The organism is uncultured Sulfitobacter sp., from assembly GCF_947499945.1.
Classification (GTDB): domain Bacteria; phylum Pseudomonadota; class Alphaproteobacteria; order Rhodobacterales; family Rhodobacteraceae; genus Sulfitobacter.
The window spans coordinates 1,763,877-1,780,243 of record NZ_CANMQD010000001.1 but is presented as its reverse complement, the minus strand read 5'-3'; the positions used below and the strand labels follow the sequence as shown (position 1 = coordinate 1,780,243).

Annotated in this window: 17 protein-coding genes; 8 read left to right on the top strand and 9 right to left on the bottom strand. The window is 55.6% G+C overall.

Annotated features, from left to right (window positions below; translation table 11 throughout):
- Nucleotides 1-56: 56 nt before the first annotated feature.
- Nucleotides 57-1,283 (top strand): FAD-dependent monooxygenase, encoded by a 1,227-nt coding sequence (locus tag Q0775_RS08870; protein ID WP_298859380.1) that lies wholly within the window; start codon nucleotides 57-59, stop codon nucleotides 1,281-1,283.
- Here the strand turns inward: Q0775_RS08870 and Q0775_RS08865 are convergent.
- From Q0775_RS08865 to Q0775_RS08845, 5 genes are all read right to left on the bottom strand, one after another.
- Complete coding sequence (locus Q0775_RS08865) at nucleotides 1,280-1,465, bottom strand: Trm112 family protein (RefSeq protein WP_298859378.1); 186 nt, start codon at nucleotides 1,463-1,465, stop codon at nucleotides 1,280-1,282. The two genes, Q0775_RS08870 and Q0775_RS08865, sit on opposite strands and share 4 nt — an antisense overlap.
- Nucleotides 1,462-2,106, bottom strand: a complete 645-nt coding sequence (locus Q0775_RS08860; protein ID WP_298859376.1) for an LON peptidase substrate-binding domain-containing protein — start codon at nucleotides 2,104-2,106, stop codon at nucleotides 1,462-1,464. Before Q0775_RS08860 ends, Q0775_RS08865 begins: the two co-directional genes overlap by 4 nt.
- A gap of 26 nt (nucleotides 2,107-2,132) precedes the next feature.
- Nucleotides 2,133-3,050 (bottom strand): tetratricopeptide repeat protein, encoded by a 918-nt coding sequence (locus Q0775_RS08855; RefSeq protein WP_298859374.1) that lies wholly within the window; start codon nucleotides 3,048-3,050, stop codon nucleotides 2,133-2,135.
- 79 nt (nucleotides 3,051-3,129) lie between these two features.
- Nucleotides 3,130-3,918, bottom strand: a complete 789-nt coding sequence (locus Q0775_RS08850; RefSeq protein ID WP_298859372.1) for an exodeoxyribonuclease III — start codon at nucleotides 3,916-3,918, stop codon at nucleotides 3,130-3,132.
- Nucleotides 3,919-4,145: 227 nt separating this feature from the next.
- The gene (locus Q0775_RS08845; protein ID WP_298859370.1) at nucleotides 4,146-4,832 is read right to left on the bottom strand and encodes a response regulator transcription factor; all 687 of its coding nucleotides are present in this window, start codon (nucleotides 4,830-4,832) and stop codon (nucleotides 4,146-4,148) included.
- A 166-nt stretch (nucleotides 4,833-4,998) separates the two neighbouring features.
- On the opposite strand from Q0775_RS08845, the gene ribA reads away from it, so the two are divergent.
- Complete coding sequence (gene ribA / locus Q0775_RS08840) at nucleotides 4,999-6,078, top strand: GTP cyclohydrolase II (RefSeq protein WP_298859368.1); 1,080 nt, start codon at nucleotides 4,999-5,001, stop codon at nucleotides 6,076-6,078.
- A complete protein-coding gene (locus Q0775_RS08835; RefSeq protein ID WP_298859366.1) occupies nucleotides 6,075-6,569 on the top strand; it encodes a L,D-transpeptidase family protein in 495 nt (164 codons plus the stop codon). Before ribA ends, Q0775_RS08835 begins: the two co-directional genes overlap by 4 nt.
- Here Q0775_RS08835 and Q0775_RS08830 read toward each other — a convergent pair.
- Together Q0775_RS08830 and Q0775_RS08825 are read right to left on the bottom strand one after the other, a co-directional pair.
- Nucleotides 6,566-7,219 carry a YggS family pyridoxal phosphate-dependent enzyme gene (locus Q0775_RS08830; RefSeq protein WP_298859364.1) on the bottom strand — a complete coding sequence of 218 codons (654 nt, stop codon included), beginning with the start codon at nucleotides 7,217-7,219 and terminating at the stop codon, nucleotides 6,566-6,568. The genes Q0775_RS08835 and Q0775_RS08830 overlap by 4 nt on opposite strands.
- A 98-nt stretch (nucleotides 7,220-7,317) precedes the next feature.
- The gene (locus tag Q0775_RS08825) at nucleotides 7,318-8,190 is read right to left on the bottom strand and encodes a porin (RefSeq protein WP_298859362.1); all 873 of its coding nucleotides are present in this window, start codon (nucleotides 8,188-8,190) and stop codon (nucleotides 7,318-7,320) included.
- Between the two features lie 298 nt (nucleotides 8,191-8,488).
- Here Q0775_RS08825 and Q0775_RS08820 point away from each other — a divergent pair, with 298 nt between their 5' ends.
- The 5 genes from Q0775_RS08820 to Q0775_RS08800 all read left to right on the top strand — a co-directional run bounded on the left by Q0775_RS08820 (nucleotide 8,489) and on the right by Q0775_RS08800 (nucleotide 13,708).
- Nucleotides 8,489-8,968, top strand: a complete 480-nt coding sequence (locus Q0775_RS08820) for a DUF3576 domain-containing protein (RefSeq protein WP_298860011.1) — start codon at nucleotides 8,489-8,491, stop codon at nucleotides 8,966-8,968.
- Nucleotides 8,969-9,056: 88 nt separating this feature from the next.
- Nucleotides 9,057-11,627, top strand: coding sequence for a leucine--tRNA ligase (leuS, locus tag Q0775_RS08815; protein WP_298859361.1), 2,571 nt, complete (start codon nucleotides 9,057-9,059; stop codon nucleotides 11,625-11,627).
- Nucleotides 11,614-12,099 (top strand): LPS assembly lipoprotein LptE, encoded by a 486-nt coding sequence (lptE, locus tag Q0775_RS08810; protein WP_298859359.1) that lies wholly within the window; start codon nucleotides 11,614-11,616, stop codon nucleotides 12,097-12,099. Before leuS ends, lptE begins: the two co-directional genes overlap by 14 nt.
- Nucleotides 12,096-13,097, top strand: coding sequence for a DNA polymerase III subunit delta (locus tag Q0775_RS08805; protein ID WP_298859357.1), 1,002 nt, complete (start codon nucleotides 12,096-12,098; stop codon nucleotides 13,095-13,097). The genes lptE and Q0775_RS08805 overlap by 4 nt, the downstream gene beginning before the upstream one ends.
- A 17-nt stretch (nucleotides 13,098-13,114) precedes the next feature.
- On the top strand, nucleotides 13,115-13,708 hold the full coding sequence (locus tag Q0775_RS08800) for a glutathione S-transferase family protein (protein WP_298859356.1): 594 nt from the start codon (nucleotides 13,115-13,117) through the stop codon (nucleotides 13,706-13,708).
- On the opposite strand, the gene Q0775_RS08795 is transcribed toward Q0775_RS08800, so the two are convergent.
- A complete protein-coding gene (locus Q0775_RS08795; protein ID WP_298859354.1) occupies nucleotides 13,705-14,883 on the bottom strand; it encodes a TIGR03862 family flavoprotein in 1,179 nt (392 codons plus the stop codon). The two genes, Q0775_RS08800 and Q0775_RS08795, sit on opposite strands and share 4 nt — an antisense overlap.
- The gene (locus Q0775_RS08790) at nucleotides 14,880-16,220 is read right to left on the bottom strand and encodes a mechanosensitive ion channel domain-containing protein (RefSeq protein ID WP_298860009.1); all 1,341 of its coding nucleotides are present in this window, start codon (nucleotides 16,218-16,220) and stop codon (nucleotides 14,880-14,882) included. Before Q0775_RS08790 ends, Q0775_RS08795 begins: the two co-directional genes overlap by 4 nt.
- Nucleotides 16,221-16,367: the final 147 nt, after the last annotated feature.

The window sequence follows — 16,367 nt, the reverse complement described above, 5'->3', positions numbered from 1 at the left end:
CGGTAGCGGCGCATGGGCGCATGGACAATCCCCTGCCAGCCGCCATATCTAGGGGCATGAATTTTGACACAGATATCGCCATTGTCGGCGGCGGCTTAAACGGCCCTGCCCTTGCCCTCGCCCTCGCAGCCAGCGGGCTGAAGGTAACTGTCATCGATGCGTTGCCAACGGGGGCCAGTACACAGGACGGGTTCGATGGCCGCTCCTACGCGCTTGCGCTCACTTCTGTGCGGATGTTGGAGGGGATCGGCCTATGGGAGGCGATTGCAGACGATGCGCAGCCCATGCTGGAGATCAAAGTGACAGACGGGCGTGCAGGCGAAGGGCCGTCCCCTTTCTTCATGCATTTTGACCATGCCGAGATTGAGGAAGGTCCGATGGGCCACATGGTGCAAGACCGTCACTTACGGCGTGCTTTGGTAGAGGCGGTTGCAGCCTCGGAAGCCGTACAGATGATGTATGATGAACGCGTGATTGCGCAGGATGTGGATGCCACAGGGATCACACTTACCCTAGCTTCGGGCAAAACGCTGCGGGCGCGGCTGTGCGTCGGTGCGGACGGTCGCAGTTCGGAGACAGCGCAGCGTGCTGGCATCAAACGCACAGGGTGGGCCTACGGCCAAACCGCGCTTGTCTGTGCCGTGGCACATGAGTTGCCACATGACGGCATCGCCCACCAGTTTTTCATGCCACCAGGACCGCTAGCAATCCTGCCGTTGACAGGCAACCGAAGCTCGATCGTCTGGTCGGAGACTGCCGAGAATGCCGCGCGTGTTCACGCCTTGTCAGATGCCGAGTATCTTGACGTGCTGCGCCCGCGCTTCGGCGATTTTCTGGGTGAAATTGCTCTGGCTGGTGCCCGCTATACCTATCCGCTGAGCCTCTCGCTGGCGCATGAAATGATCGCTCAGCGAGTGGCGTTGGTGGGCGATAGTGCGCATGGTGTGCATCCAATCGCAGGTCAGGGTCTAAACGCAGGTTTCCGCGACATCGCAGCCTTGTGTGAAGTGATCGTAGATGCCCAAAGGCGTGGCGAAGATTTTGGTGCAGGTGCCGCATTGGCGCGGTATCAGGAATGGCGGCGGTTCGACAACGCGGCACTGGCGCTCGCGACAGACAGCTTTAACCGACTGTTCTCGAACGATAACACTTTGATCCGCATTGCCCGTGATATTGGTATGGGGATCGTCAGCGCCTTACCGACATTACGACGAGGCTTCATTCGCGAAGCGGCTGGACTAAATGGTGATCTGCCCCGCCTGATGCGGGGCCTACCGCTTTAGTCCAGCACCCTAGCCTCATCAATAAGCATCACTGGAATACCATTGCGGATGGGATAAGCGAGGCCTGCTGACTTTGATATCAGCTCTTGCCGCTCTGCGTCATAACGCAATGTCTGCTGGCTGCGCGGACAAATCAGTGCCTCCAACATACGACGGTCGAATTCGACGACTGTGTCGCTCATTGCATCATATCGCCTTCGCTGCCACCACGCAGAGCATATTCAATCAATGTCACCAACGTCTCGCGCCGTGTGCTAAGCGAAGGCGCTTCAAGCAGCGCCTGTTTTTCATCAGCGTCGAAATCAAGCATCATCGACAAGGAATTGATCAGCAACTCGTCATCAGCATCTTTGAGCGTTTCCCAATCAGCCGATAAGCCGCGCACGTCGAAATATCGACCCAAAGCATCCAAAAAAGGTTTCCGCTTAAAGGCGGTATCTGTCTCCTCTGGCTCAAGGTCGAGGTCGAACCCCTCCCATGATACATCGCAGCGACGATAAGGAGTGAAACCCTCTACCTCTTTGACAACGCGAAAACGCGATATGCCTGCGAGAGTTACCATGTAACGCCCGTCCTCAGTCTCGGAAAACTGGCTAATCCGCCCGCCGCAGCCAATCGTGTGTAAGCCCGTACCTTCACGGCCAGGCACGACATTCGGTTGCACCATCCCGATCATTCGGGTGGATGTTTTCAGCGCATCCTCGATCATCTGGAGATACCGCGGCTCAAATATATGCAGCGGCAATCGTGAGCGCGGCAGCAGCAGCGCTCCACCCAGCGGGAAGATCGGGATCGTGTCGGGCAAGTCTGCTTTTTTTATCATGAACCTTAAGTAGCGCGTATGTTGCCTCAGGCAAATATCATCGAGCTCAATTTTCTACGGCCATTCAATACGACGGGATCATTCGCTTTTAGCGCATCGAATATGGTGAAAAGCTGGGTTTTTGCAGCTGCTTCATTCCATTCGCGGTCCCGTTTGAACAATTCTAACAACTGCTCCACTGCGCCCTCGGCATCACCATTGGCATAAAGTGCTTGGGCCAAATCAAACCGTGCCTGATGATCGTTCTCATCCGCCTCTACCGCAGCGGTCAAATCTGCTACTGGACCGGCATCTGCCGCTTGACGTGCCAGTTCTAACTGCGCATGAGCGGCTTCTAATTCAGCAGCTTTTGAAATCTCAATGGGCGCGCCGTTGAGCAGGCCCTCGGCCTGATCCAGATCGCCCAACGCAATGTGCGCACGGACCATGCCGCCATAAGCACCCGCATGCAGGGGGTCTTCACCCAGGATTGCGGCGAAGGTCTGTGCCGCATCCTCGGCCTCACCCATGCCCAACATTTCTTCGGCGGCTTCAACAGCATCGTTGAGCGTGTCTGCAGGTGCCTCGCCCCCTGCCGCTTTAATGACACGGCCAATAAAATCAGCAATCTCGGACTGTGGCACCGCTCCTTGGAAACCATCAACAGGTTGACCTTTCCAGAAAGCATAAACCGTTGGCAGCGACTGAATTTGCAGCTGGCCGGAAATGCCTTGGGCCTCATCCACGTTGAGCTTTACCATCTTCACGGCGCCTTTCGCCGCGACAACAGCTGCTTCAAGCTGCGGACCGAGGGTTTTGCACGGGCCACACCACGGCGCCCAGAAATCAACAATGATCGGGGTAGTTTGCGATGCTTCAATGACATCGGCCATAAAGTTGGCCTCGGATGTATCCTTGATCAGGTCGGCATCGGGGGCGGCGGCGGAAAGGTTCAGATCCATCATAATATCGGTCCTAATGTGCTGTGCTTAACGGTTGGGATTCATATGTGGCCCCTGCGTGCAGTTTGTAAGGGGCTTACGCTCAAAGATCGAAAGTTGCAAAAACAGGTGCGTGGTCGGACGGTTTTTCCCATCCACGCGCGGCCCGTAAAACGCGACTGCCATGCGCTGCTGACGAAATATCAGATGTGGCCCAAACGTGGTCAAGTCTGCGACCTTTGTCGGCCACACCCCAATCCTTGGCGCGGTAGCTCCACCAGCTATAGAGCAGACCCTCAGGAATATCCTGCCGCGTCACGTCGATCCAGTTGCCTGCGTCTTGAGTCTGGGCCAGCGCTTCGACTTCGACGGGCGTGTGGCTGACCACTTTGAGCATTTTCTTGTGATCCCAGACATCATCTTCGCGCGGGGCAATGTTCAGATCACCCACAAGGATAGATTTCTTTGGCCCCTCGGCATGAAAGAAGTCCCGCATCTGCGCGAGATAGTCCATCTTTTGTCCAAATTTTTCATTCACTTCCCGATCGGCCACATCACCACCTGCGGGAACGTAAAAATTATGCACCGTCACGCCATTAGGCAACTTTGCCGCAACATGCCTCGCATGACCGAGCTGGGCAAAATCATGTGCACCAGCAGCCTCCAGTGGTAGTTTTGACAGGATCGCAACGCCGTTATAGCCCTTCTGCCCTTCGGCAACCATGTAACGGTATCCAAGGGCTGCAAACTGCTCCATCGGGATTTTATCAACGGGGCTTTTGCACTCTTGCAGGCACAAAACATCCGGCCCTTCTTCGGCCAAGAGCTTGCAAACAATCGGTTCGCGCAGGCGGACAGAGTTTATGTTCCAAGTGGCAAGGGTAAAGGACATGGGTGCGCTCCTGCTTCGGTTTTGCTCACTCTAACGCGAGGCACGGACAGCAACCACCACAAATAACGCAAAAAAATGCCGGGCACAAAGGCCCGGCGAAGTCCAACAGGGAGGTAGAGTGGCAATGATCCCGCCACTCATCGTAGGGTTCCAACCGACAGGAAACTCATGAAAAAAGCCCGTCTGCTGATAGTGTAACTTCGCAGGAATTAAAAAGTTCCTACAGTTTAGATCATAAGCCGATAGCCGCCGGATTCAGTCACCAAGAGCCGCGCATTTGAGGGATCAGGCTCAATTTTTTGACGCAAGCGATAGATGTGCGTCTCAAGCGTGTGAGTCGTCACACCCGCGTTATAGCCCCAAACTTCGTGCAGCAGCACATCACGCGGGACGACACCTTCGGCAGAGCGGTGCAGAAACTTGAGAATATTCGTTTCCTTTTCCGTCAATCGAATTTTCTTGTCGTCCTCGGTGATGAGCATCTTCATCGACGGCTTGAACGTATATGGCCCAAGCTGGAAAATCGCGTCTTCGGATTGTTGGTGCGTGCGCAACTGGCTGCGGATACGGGCGAGCAATACAGGAAATTTGAAAGGTTTAGAGACATAATCATTGGCACCTGCGTCGAGACCGAGGATCGTGTCAGCGTCGCCATCGTGCCCGGTAAGCATCATGATCGGGCTTTTGATCCCCTGCTTGCGCAGCAGGCGGCACAGCTCACGGCCATCCGTATCAGGCAAGCCAACATCGAGAATGAGCAGGTCATAAATCATCTCGTTGGCGCGGCTCAACGCTTCGGCACCGTTGGCGGCCTCAAATACGTCAAAATCCTCGGTCATGAGCAACTGCTCGCTCAGCGCTTCACGCAGATCGTCATCGTCATCAACCAGCAAGATTTTTTTCAGCTGTGCCATTATTTGACCTCCAATATGTTGATTCAAAGATATGGACCCGGCGACAATCAACAAGGGGGCAGCGCCGTTTGTCACAGCGACGTGTCGCATTGCGGTCAAATGTTTCAATTCACCCGATCATAGCCTAGATATTACTCAGTTGACCCCATGAGTTGTAACAATCCCTATGTCCTTTGCCCCTGACGTGACTGAAACACTGGCCCGTGCGCGGGCGGATTTGCGCATGGGCGTGCCCGTAGTGCTGGGCGATGTGCTGGTACTGGCGGCAGAGACATTGACCGCGCAGCGCTTGGCGGATGTGCAAACGCTACAAGGCGATGCTGTGCTGGCAATTACGGCTAGGCGTGCGCAGACTTTGAAAGCGCGGGCCTATGACGGTGATCTGGCACGGATTGTTCTGCCAAAAGATGTGACGTTGAAATGGGTGCAAAGCATTGCAGACCCAGCAGACGATCTGCGTGCGCCCATGAAAGGGCCACTCGCCGCTGTACGTGACGGGAACGCGACCCTTCATTCAACTGCGCTCAACCTTGTAAAATCGGCGCGACTTTTGCCCGCTGCTGTCATCATTGAGCTGTTCGATGCGGCAGCATTCACCCGAACGCACGGCCTTACTGCTATTGACGGAGTGGCGGCCGCCCTGCATCTGGAGACGCGCAGCCCGCTTCATTCGGTGATCCATGCTCGCCTTCCGATGGAGGTGTCGGAGGCAGGGCGACTTCATATCTTCCGGCCTGAGGACGGCGGTGAGGAGCATTACGCCGTCGAGATTGGGCGCCCCGACCGAAGCGCACCTGTGCTCTGCCGCCTCCACTCTGCTTGCTTCACAGGTGATTTGTTGGGCAGCCTCAAATGCGATTGCGGACCGCAGTTGCGCGCTGCTTTGGCTCAGATGGGTTCGGAGGGGCATGGAGTTCTTCTATATCTCAATCAGGAAGGGCGCGGGATCGGGCTCGCGAATAAGATGCGGGCCTATTCCTTGCAGGATCAGGGCTTTGATACGGTTGAGGCGAATCATCGCCTTGGATTTGAGGATGACGAGCGGGATTTTCGCCTTGGGGCGGATATTCTCAAAACCATGGGTTTTTCTGCGGTGCGGTTGCTGACCAACAATCCGCGCAAAGTCGAGATGATGAACACTTGCGGGGTTACAGTAACCGAGCGCGTGCCGCTGGCCGTGGGTGAGAACCGCCATAATGCAGCATATCTAGCGACCAAAGCTGCAAAATCTGGCCATCTGCTGTGACGTCTGATGATATGGTGCTAACGCCTCAAGGTGTGCGATTTCAAGGGCGACTTTGGCCCTGCACCATCGGCAGAGGCGGCATATCAGGGCGAAAACGCGAGGGCGACGGAGCCACGCCAAGGGGCGTGCACAGTATTGTGGGAATGCTTTACCGTCCTGACCGCATAGCGCAGCCAACAAACTGGGCGAAACCGATCGGACCGCAAGACCTGTGGTCAGATGACCCCAACGATGAAGACTATAACATGATGGTGCGCGCACCCTATCCGCACAGTCATGAGCGGTTGCGACGCCCAGATCCCCTCTATGATCTGGTGATACTAACCGATTGGAATTGGCCCTATGCGGTGAAGGGGCGCGGATCGGCGATCTTCATCCACCAATACCGCAGAGCGGGTTATCCAACAGAGGGGTGCGTTGCGTTTTCGCGCTCTCACTTGCACGAGATTGCGCGGCGTATCCGCTACCGAACACGGCTTATCGTGTCTTAAGTCGGGACACGTTCCCCGAAAATTGCAGACCCTACGCGAACATGGGTCGCCCCGAGCGCAATTGCCTTCTCGAAATCACTACTCATCCCCATCGACAACCCCTCCAGCCCGTTACGTGCTGCAATTTTTGCTAACAGCGCAAAGTGCAGCGAAGCCTCTTCATCCACAGGGGGAATGCACATCAGGCCGCGCACGGGCAGATCAAGGGCGCGACATTCAGCAATAAACCCGTCCGCATCGGCGGGCATAACACCCGCTTTTTGGTCTTCCTCGCCTGTATTAACTTGAATGAACAATTCGGGGCAGCGGCCAATCTCCTGCGCCAACCGTGCAATGATATTGGCCAGCTTTGGCCGGTCCAGCGTGTGGATGTAATCAGCAAGCTCCATCGCTTGGCGTGCCTTGTTTGTTTGCAACGGACCGATCAGGTGCAATTCAATACCGTCATATTGACTGCGGAAGTCCGGCCACTTACCAGCGGCTTCCTGCACTTTATTTTCGCCGAATATACGATGGCCTTCATCAAGGACGGCCTGCACCCGTGCGTCGGGCTGCACTTTACTCACCGCGATGAGAGAGACAGCGCCAGCGGCGCGGCCTGCGTTATTCTCGGCTTTGGCAATTCTATCGGTGATGTCGCGCAGTGTCATGGTGGCCTCCTGTTTGAAGACTAAAGATAACAGCAATGCGCAAAAGAAAAGGGGCAGACCGAAGTCTGCCCGAAATCATTTAGGTAATTTCGTTCAACTTAGAAGTTGAAGCGAACACCCATGTCAACACGTGTGGTGTCGTCGCCCAAGGACGCGATACCACCACGGAGGGACGTGCCGCCACCCATGTCGTGGTTGAAGTCGATACCGTAGGATGTTTCTGCGAAGTAATCCGCATCAGCAACGTATACTTCTACGTTTGTTGCTGCGCCTACGTCAAAGCGACCGGCCAGAACGATGTGATCGCCATCTGTGCCGTTGTCGGCATATGCCAGAGTAACGTCTGCGATACCGAAGGAACCACCAACAGATGCTGCGAATTCTGTGTCAGTTGCGGAGTCGGAGTCCTGTGCACCCAATGCGAATGTCCAGCCATTCCACTTATACGCTACGTGTGCTGCGATACGGTCGTTTGTCTCGGAAGCAGATACGTGTGCGGAGAAGTCGCCTGCGGAGTACATTACTTCAACACCGTTGGAACCGGACGAGCCGTTACCTGCGGAAGAGTAAGCATCTGCACGGAAGTTGTAGGCTGTGTAGTCATAGCCGAGACCGGTCAGACCAAGGTCGATTGGGTACATGCCAGGCATGAATTCCAGAGCGCCGAAGATGTTACCAACACCGACTTCAAGACCACCGGAACGTGCGAAGAAGCGTACGCCGTTCATGCCGGTCTGTGCGGAACCTTCAGAAGTCTGAAAGCGAGTGCGTGCACCGAATGTAACGCCAGCATCGGACTCTGCGGATACGTCGATCTGCAGGCGAAGACGGCTTGTTACGTCTGTGGAGTCTGTAACGCCGTTGTCACGGTATTCTACACCAAAACGGCCGTAGCCGGAGAATGTAACGTCTGCTGCTGCAACTGAAGCTGTGGCGACCAGAGCTGTTGTTGCGAAGAGAACTTTTTTCATGAGTTTTCCCTCGGTTGGAAATGTATGGGACCCGACCGGGGAATTCCGATCTAGGTATGAGCCTCTTTTGCGCCGCTCCTCCCCTTTTGGCAAGCAAACCGATAACCGCAAAAGCAATGTGACCTGTCATGGTGCAGCTTTGCCACAGTTTCGGCAACGGACCCGATAACAACAGGAGTATATAGTCTCGCCAGACGGCACTGCCGATACAACCCTCTATAGTACATAGACCTTGCCCAGATGCGTCAGCTTGGGTATTGCATAGCAAAACAGTATAAAGGTGGCGGACATGGGGCGCATGAAGGCTCAGAATTTTGCAGTACTGGCGCTTGCGCTTGGTGGATTGGCGGCATGTGGCAGCATCGGCTCCCCCGCACAGCCCCTCGCGGACCAATATACCAACGCAAACAACCCGAATGTTATCGAGACCAACCCAGAAAACACCATTTGGTCGATCTTCGGTAAGAAGAACACCGAAAGCGTCGTGCTCGTGAACAAGTACCTGTGGAGCGCATCGCTTGAAGTGCTTAACTTTTTGCCAATTCAGTCGGTTGATCCTTTCACAGGTGTGATCGTCACCGGCTACGGCACTCCTCCGGGTGGGGGCCGCGCGTACCGTGCGACTGTCCTGATAGACGATCCAGCCCTCGACGCACGTTCGCTCAATGTAGCACTGCAATCGCGTGGCGGTGCCGTAACTGCCTCAACAAGCCGCGCGGTCGAAGACGCAATCCTGTCGCGCGCACGCGAACTCCGCATTGCAGATAACAAACTCTGACTGCCCTTCCATCCGTTATTTTATAGTGCAACGCCGGGCCTTGTGATCACCACACGTCCGGCGTTCCTGCGTAAAAAGGCCTAACTCCATGACTCCCACGTCCCGCTATACCCCATCCGAGATTGAAGCCCGTTGGCAGTCTGTCTGGGAAAAGCACGAGATCTTCAAAGCGGTCCGTTCGGCTGACAAGCCAAAGTACTATGTGCTTGAAATGTTCCCCTATCCGTCGGGGCGAATCCATATGGGCCATGTGCGCAACTATACCCTTGGGGATGTGATCGCACGTTACAAGCTGGCAAAGGGTTTCAATGTTCTTCACCCGATGGGGTGGGATTCGTTTGGTCTGGCCGCTGAAAACGCCGCCATGCAAAAGGGTATCCATCCGGGTGAATGGACCTATCAGAATATCGCGGACATGAAGGCGCAGATGAAGCCGCTGGGCTTCTCACTCGATTGGTCGCGTGAGATCGCAACCTGTCACCCTGACTATTACCAGCACCAGCAGGCCATGTTCATCGATATGATCGAAGCGGGCCTGATTTATCGCAAAAATGCGATCGTGAACTGGGATCCTGTCGATATGACAGTTCTCGCGAATGAGCAGGTAGAGCAAGGGCGCGGCTGGCGCTCTGGAGCGCTGGTTGAACGTCGCGAACTGACGCAGTGGTTCTTTAAAATCTCTGACTATTCCGATGAATTGCTGAGTGCGTTGGACACTCTTGAGAACTGGCCCGCCAAAGTGCGCCTGATGCAGGAGAACTGGATCGGGAAGTCGCGCGGGCTTCAGTTTGCTTTCTCTACTGTGAATGCACCGGATGGGCATGACCGCATCGAGGTCTACACGACTCGTCCCGATACGCTACTCGGGGCCAGTTTTGTAGGCATCTCGCCGGATCACCCTATTGCCAAGCTGTTGGAGAGGGACAATGCGGAGGTTGCTGCGTTTGTCGCCGAGTGTCGCAAGGGTGGTACGACAGAAGAAGCTATCGAAACTGGCGAGAAGTTGGGCATGGATACGGGCATCCGCGTGCGTCATCCGTTTGATACAGCCCAAGAGTTACCTGTCTATATTGCGAACTTCATTCTGATGGACTACGGCACTGGCGCAATTTTTGGCTGTCCTGCCCATGACCAGCGCGATTTTGAATTTGCGACCAAATACGGTCTGCCCATCATCTCGACCTATCTGCCCTCCGAAGATGCTGCGGATGAGTTGAGTGAGGCATATGTCCCACAAAAGACTGAAAAGGTCTTCTACAACCGTGGTTTCGCAGGCGAGCAGTGGCAGACGGGCCTTGAGGCCATCGACGCCGCAATCGCATTCTGCGAATCCCAAGGGGTCGGCCAAGGTGTGACCAAGTTCCGCCTACGCGATTGGGGCCTGTCGCGCCAACGCTATTGGGGCTGCCCGATCCCGGTTGTGCATTGCGACGATTGCGGTGTGGTGCCCGAGAAGAAAGAGAACCTGCCCGTTAAACTGCCCGAAGATGTGACTTTCGACATTCCAGGCAATCCGCTTGACCGTCATACCGAATGGCGGACCACGCCGTGTCCGTCCTGCGGCAAGGACGCGCTCCGCGAGACGGATACAATGGACACGTTTGTCGATTCATCGTGGTATTATGCCCGCTTTACCGCGCCGCACGCCGATACGCCCACCGTCATGGAAGACGCCGAATACTGGATGAACGTCGATCAATATATCGGCGGGGTGGAGCATGCGATCCTTCACCTGCTCTATGCCCGCTTCTTTGCCCGCGCGATGCAGATCACGGGGCATTTGCCACAAAAAGCGATTGAGCCGTTTGATGCGCTGTTCACCCAAGGGATGGTGACCCACGCGATCTATAAATCAGTTGGTGCCGATGATCGCCCCATCTTTCACTATCCCGAAGAAGTGGACCTCAAAGGAGATAAAGCCTTTCTCAAAGAAAGCGGTGCAGAGGTTGAAGTTATCCCGTCCGCAAAAATGTCGAAATCCAAGAACAACGTGGTCGACCCACTCAGCATCATTTCGGATTTCGGGGCAGACACAGCGCGTTGGTTTGTTCTGAGCGATTCGCCCCCAGAGCGGGATGTGGAATGGACAGCCTCCGGTGCAGAAGCCGCCTACAAGCACCTCAACCGCGTGTGGAACCTCTGTGAGCGGATTTCCGTCATGGATCAGGGGCGGACAGGTGATGGCAACGACGATCTGCTCAAACAGATGCACAAAGCGATCCACGACGTGACCATGGCAATCGAGAGTTTCGGCTTCAATGCGGCCATTGCAAAGCTCTACGGCTTTACCGCCGCGATCCACAAATCCGACGCCTCCCAAGCTGTGCAACGTGAAGCCATCCTGACGCTTGCGCAATTGATGTCCCCGATGACACCGCACTTGGCCGAAGACATCTGGGCAAAACTGGGCGGTGAAAGTTTAATCGCGACTGCGTCTTGGCCTGTCGCGGACGAGGCGATGCTTATTGACGATACCGTCACCCTGCCGATCCAAGTCAACGGCAAACGGCGCGGTGAGATTGACGTGCCAGCCGACATGCCAAAGGACGAAGTTGAAAAGCTGGCTCTTGCTCACGAGGCTGTGGTGCGTATCCTTGAGGGTGGGACACCAAAGAAGGTGATCGTCGTTCCGGGACGGATTGTGAATGTCGTTGTATAACCGCCGAAGCCTGCTTGCTTTGCCTCTCGCCCTAGCGGCCTGCGGCTTTACCCCTGTCTACGGGACGGACGGTGCGGGAGCGCAACTGCGCGGTCAGGTGCTGGTGCAAGAACCATCTACCCAAGCAGGCTATTTGCTCACGCGGCATCTCGAAACGCGGCTGGGGCGCAGTGGATCATCGGCTCGCTATGCTCTTGATCTGGCAATTGATACCAGTGAAGAAGGCCTTGCCATTAACGCGGCAGGTGACATCACACGGTTTAACCTGATCGGGCGTGTTGATTATGCCCTGCGCGACACAACTGCTGGCACCGTCGTCACCTCTGGCAAGGTGCAAAACTTTACTGCCTATTCTGCCATCGGCACTACTGTCGCGTCCCTCGCGGCGGAGCGGGACGCAGTTGAGCGATTAATGGTTATTCTGGGCGATCAGATAACCACCCGCCTTTATGCAACGGACCTCCCTAAATGAAATTGGGCCGCCGTGACGGGGCGGGCATCGTTGCCAAACCGCCAACTGACAAGCTTGGGCTGCTGCTCTATGGTAGCGATTCAATGCGCGTCGCCCTCAAGCGTCAAGAATACCTCAGAGCGCTGCTCGGATCCGCTGCTGACGAGGAAATGCGCCTGACCCGTATTCCCGCAGCTGATCTGCGCCGCGAGCCTGCACTCCTTATGGATGCAATCAAAGCTGTCGGATTCTTCCCCGGTCCTCGTGCTGCGTTTGTCGAAGGTGCAAACGAGCTGGTGGCAGGAATTATCATCGATACCCTAAAAGATTGGCAGGCGGGAGACGCGCAAATTATCGTAACAGCGGGTGATCTCAAAAAAACCTCAAAACTGCTTAAAACCTTCGAAGGACACCGCGATGCCTATGCCTGGGGGATATTCGACGATCCCCCTGACCGCGCAGAGATTGAGCGCCTGTTAAACGAGGCAAAGCTGCGCGCAGACGGCCCTGCGATGGGAGCCCTTGAGGAGTTGGCACGCAGCCTTGACCCTGGTGACTTTCGCCAAACGTTGGAAAAGCTGTCGCTCTATAAACTGAGCGAGCCTGACACATCCGCAAGCCTAGAGGACATTGCCGCCTGTGCGCCCGCATCTGTTGAAGCCGCAGTGGATGATATCCTCAATATCGTGGCTGAGAAAAAATCGGCGCTGATCGGCCCGTTGATGCGCAGGCTGCAAAGCCAAGGGGTGAATGCGGTGACCTTGAGCATCATGGCGATGCGCCATTTCCGCACGTTGCACCGTACAGCCTGCAACCCGGGTGCACCAATTTACGGCGTGCGGGACCGTGACCGCGTGCAGCGCCAATCGCGTGACTGGGGCATACACAAGCTGGAAACGGCCCTCGGCATCCTTACAGACACAGACCTCCAGCTCCGCTCGGCCGGCCAAACAGCACCTGCGATGGCCATTATTGAACGCACGTTTATCCGCCTGGCTATGTTTGGTGCCAGCAGGTGACCCAGAAAGGACACCCCATGTATAAAGTTATTGGCAGCGTAAAAACCCGTGCCTTCCGCGTAATCTGGATGCTGGAGGAATTGGGTCAGCCTTATGAGTTGATCGCTGCGGCCCCCCGCTCGGACGAGGCAAAGGCGTTTAATCCGACGGGCAAAGTGCCCGCGCTGATGGACGGTGACGACCTGCTCACCGACTCTGTAGCCATAATGCAGTATTTGGCGGACAAGCACGGGATGCTCACTGCCCCCGCTGGCACCATTGCACGAGCGCGACAAGATGCAATGCTGTTCTGGCTGATTGACGAGTTTGATGCGATCCTTTGGGCCGCCGCCAAACACAGCTTTGTCTGGCCCAAAGACATGCGCGTCCCGGAAATTAAGGGCAGCCTAAAAGCTGAGTTTGCGCGCGCAGCCGAAACGCTGGCAGAGCGTTTGGAGGGACCGTTCCTGATGGGAGACGAAATCACCGTGCCTGACCTATTGGCAGTGCATTGCCTCAACTGGTCCATCGGTGCGGGGTTTGAGCCTGTGAATCCACGTCTGGCAGACTGGGCCAGTGGCATACGCAAGCGCGAGGCGTTCAAAGCAACCCGCGCCCGCGATACAGCTTAAGCGTTCAGTCGGGCCGCTGCATTGTGGCCCGCCCAAGCCCCTGTCGCCAGGCAGGCGGTGATCAAATAGCCGCCTGTGGGCGCTTCCCAATCAAGCATTTCACCCACTGCGTAGGTGTTTGGTAGCGCTTTTATCATAAGCGCGTCATCCAATGCTTCGCGAGTGATCCCCCCCGCTGTTGAAATCGCCTCATCCATGGGCCGCAACCCGTTATGGCGAATGGGCAGCGCCTTGATGAGTGCTGCAAGCGATGCAGGTTCATTTGGCAAAGGCATCGCCATTTCCTGCAAGAGCGCGATCTTCACCGCATCCAGCTTGAGCGATTTGCGGATATGGTTCGTCAGCGTAGCCTTGCCCCGTGGCTTCGAAAGTTTTTGTGTGATCGCTGCGACAGTCAGATCAGGCGCAAGATCGAGCACCAGAGGCTGCCCTTCACGAACCCCGCGTGACACCGAATAGATGCCACCACCTTCAATGCCATTGCGCGATAGTATCGCCTCACCACGTGACGCATAAGATCCCGACCTCAGCGCTATACTCTTGAGCGCCGTGCCGAGGTGTTTCTCCATAAAGGTCGACCATGTCACCGACAGGCCCGCGTTTGCAGGCGCAAACGGGCTGAGCCGCAGACCCTTTTCCAACAGCACCGAATACCATGCGCCGTCTGAGCCAAGCCGCTGCCAGCTGGCGCCGCCCAGCGCGAGAATCGTCGCGTCTGCCGCGATGCTTTGTGCGCCGTCGGGTGTATCGAATGCCAACGCCCCGTTTTGCCATCCCGTCCAACGCCAGCGGGTATTTACCGTGACGCCCAGATCGCTCAGACGCATCAACCACGCGCGCAACAGCGGCGACGCTTTCATGGCCTTGGGAAAAACGCGGCCTGTGGTGCCTGTAAACAGATCTTGCTCAAGACCTTCTGCCCATGTTCGCACTGCCTCTGGACCAAACGCATCCAGTATCGGGATCAGCCATGGCTCAGCCTCGGTATAAGATGCGTGAAACGCAGGGGCGGCTTCCTCTTTCGTGAGGTTCAAACCAGACTTTCCCGCCATCAGGAATTTGCGCCCGACGGATGGCTTTGCCTCACAAACCGTAACTTTGATCCCCGCCTGTGCCATTACTTCGGCAGCCATCAGGCCCGCAGGCCCACTGCCAATTACAACGGCATGTTTCATTCCGGAACTCCTGAGACGGCGGCCGGAAGGCCACCTTTGATTTCGACAACGCGCTGGGGATAGGGGATCTCAATGCCGTTATCTTTGAGTGCATTCCAGATCAGGAACAGCACATCGGATGTGTATTTGTTTGGCCCGTCGTCGATACCGTTTACCCAAAACTCTACCGCAAAATTGATACCGCTATCACCGAATCCTCGCAATTCGCAATCGGGCGGATAGGGCAGATCAAGCACTTCGGGATGCTTTGATACGGCAGTTTCGATTATGTCGGGCACCAAATTGATATCGGTATCATAGCTCACCGAGAATTCTGCTTCATACCGGTTGGCAGATCCAGAATCGGAATAGTTCACCACCCGCGTTGTGATAAAGTCTTCGTTCGGAACCACAATCCAACGGCCATCAAAGGTCTCTAAGATTGCAGCACGGGCAGTCATTTTGACAATCTTGCCTCTTTCGCCGCCATCCAGTTCGACATAATCCCCGACCGTTGCCTGACCCTCAACCAGCAGGATTACACCCGAGATAAAGTTCGATGCAATTTTCTGAAGGCCAAAACCAAGACCAACACCGATCGCACCACCAAGGACCGCCAAGGCGCCTAGGTTGATCCCCATCACATTCATCAGCACCAAGAAGGCAACGCCAAAGATCATGAACTCGACGGTTTTGATCAACAGCTGTCGAATGGACGGGCGCATTTCCTGTTTTTCGATAAGCGCAGATGTCTGGCTATTGGACCATTGACCCAGCCAGAACAGCAGTGAGCCTGCGATGAGTCCGCGCACAATCGACATAAGCGAGAAGCGAATATTACCTACGCCAACAACAGTCTCCGTGAGTTGCAGGCTAACAATATCGAGCAGACCAAAGGTATAGAGTGCTGCGATAGGCAACAGCATGAACCGGCCCAGCAGCTTGAGGAACTGGTCTTTTAGAATTTCACGCACAAAAATGCGCACCGCCAAGAAGAGGAACAGGCGTTTTCCGAAGGCAATTACCGCACCACTGTCGAAGATAGAGCGGACGACCTGCTCCCCGATGCCAGTCAGCGCAAATGCCAGCAGTGGCAGAATCAGTGGCAGGAACTGCAAAATAAACAGCCGCGCAGAAGTGAACAGGTTTTGCGTTTCACCCGGATCTATCAGCTTATGCAAGGCAGGACGCAATCTGCGTGTGATGAGCACCGCCAAAAGATAGGCACCCACAAGGATCCCGAACTGCGACCACGCAGCAGGGCTCAGCAGCCACCCCATTGCCAGCTCGTAGCCTTGCACCGCATAGCCCGCAATTTGCTGCACGATTGGAGGATATTGCGTCAGGTCGAAATCCATACCAGCGCCTTTGCTTATCTGGTTGATCGTTCTACCCTCATGACCCAGTGACACCGCAGGATCAAGTGGAGCGATATGATCAACCGCTCGCAGTGCGCAAAATGCAGCCACTCACATCGCCCGAGCATGATAAACCGATGTGCAGGG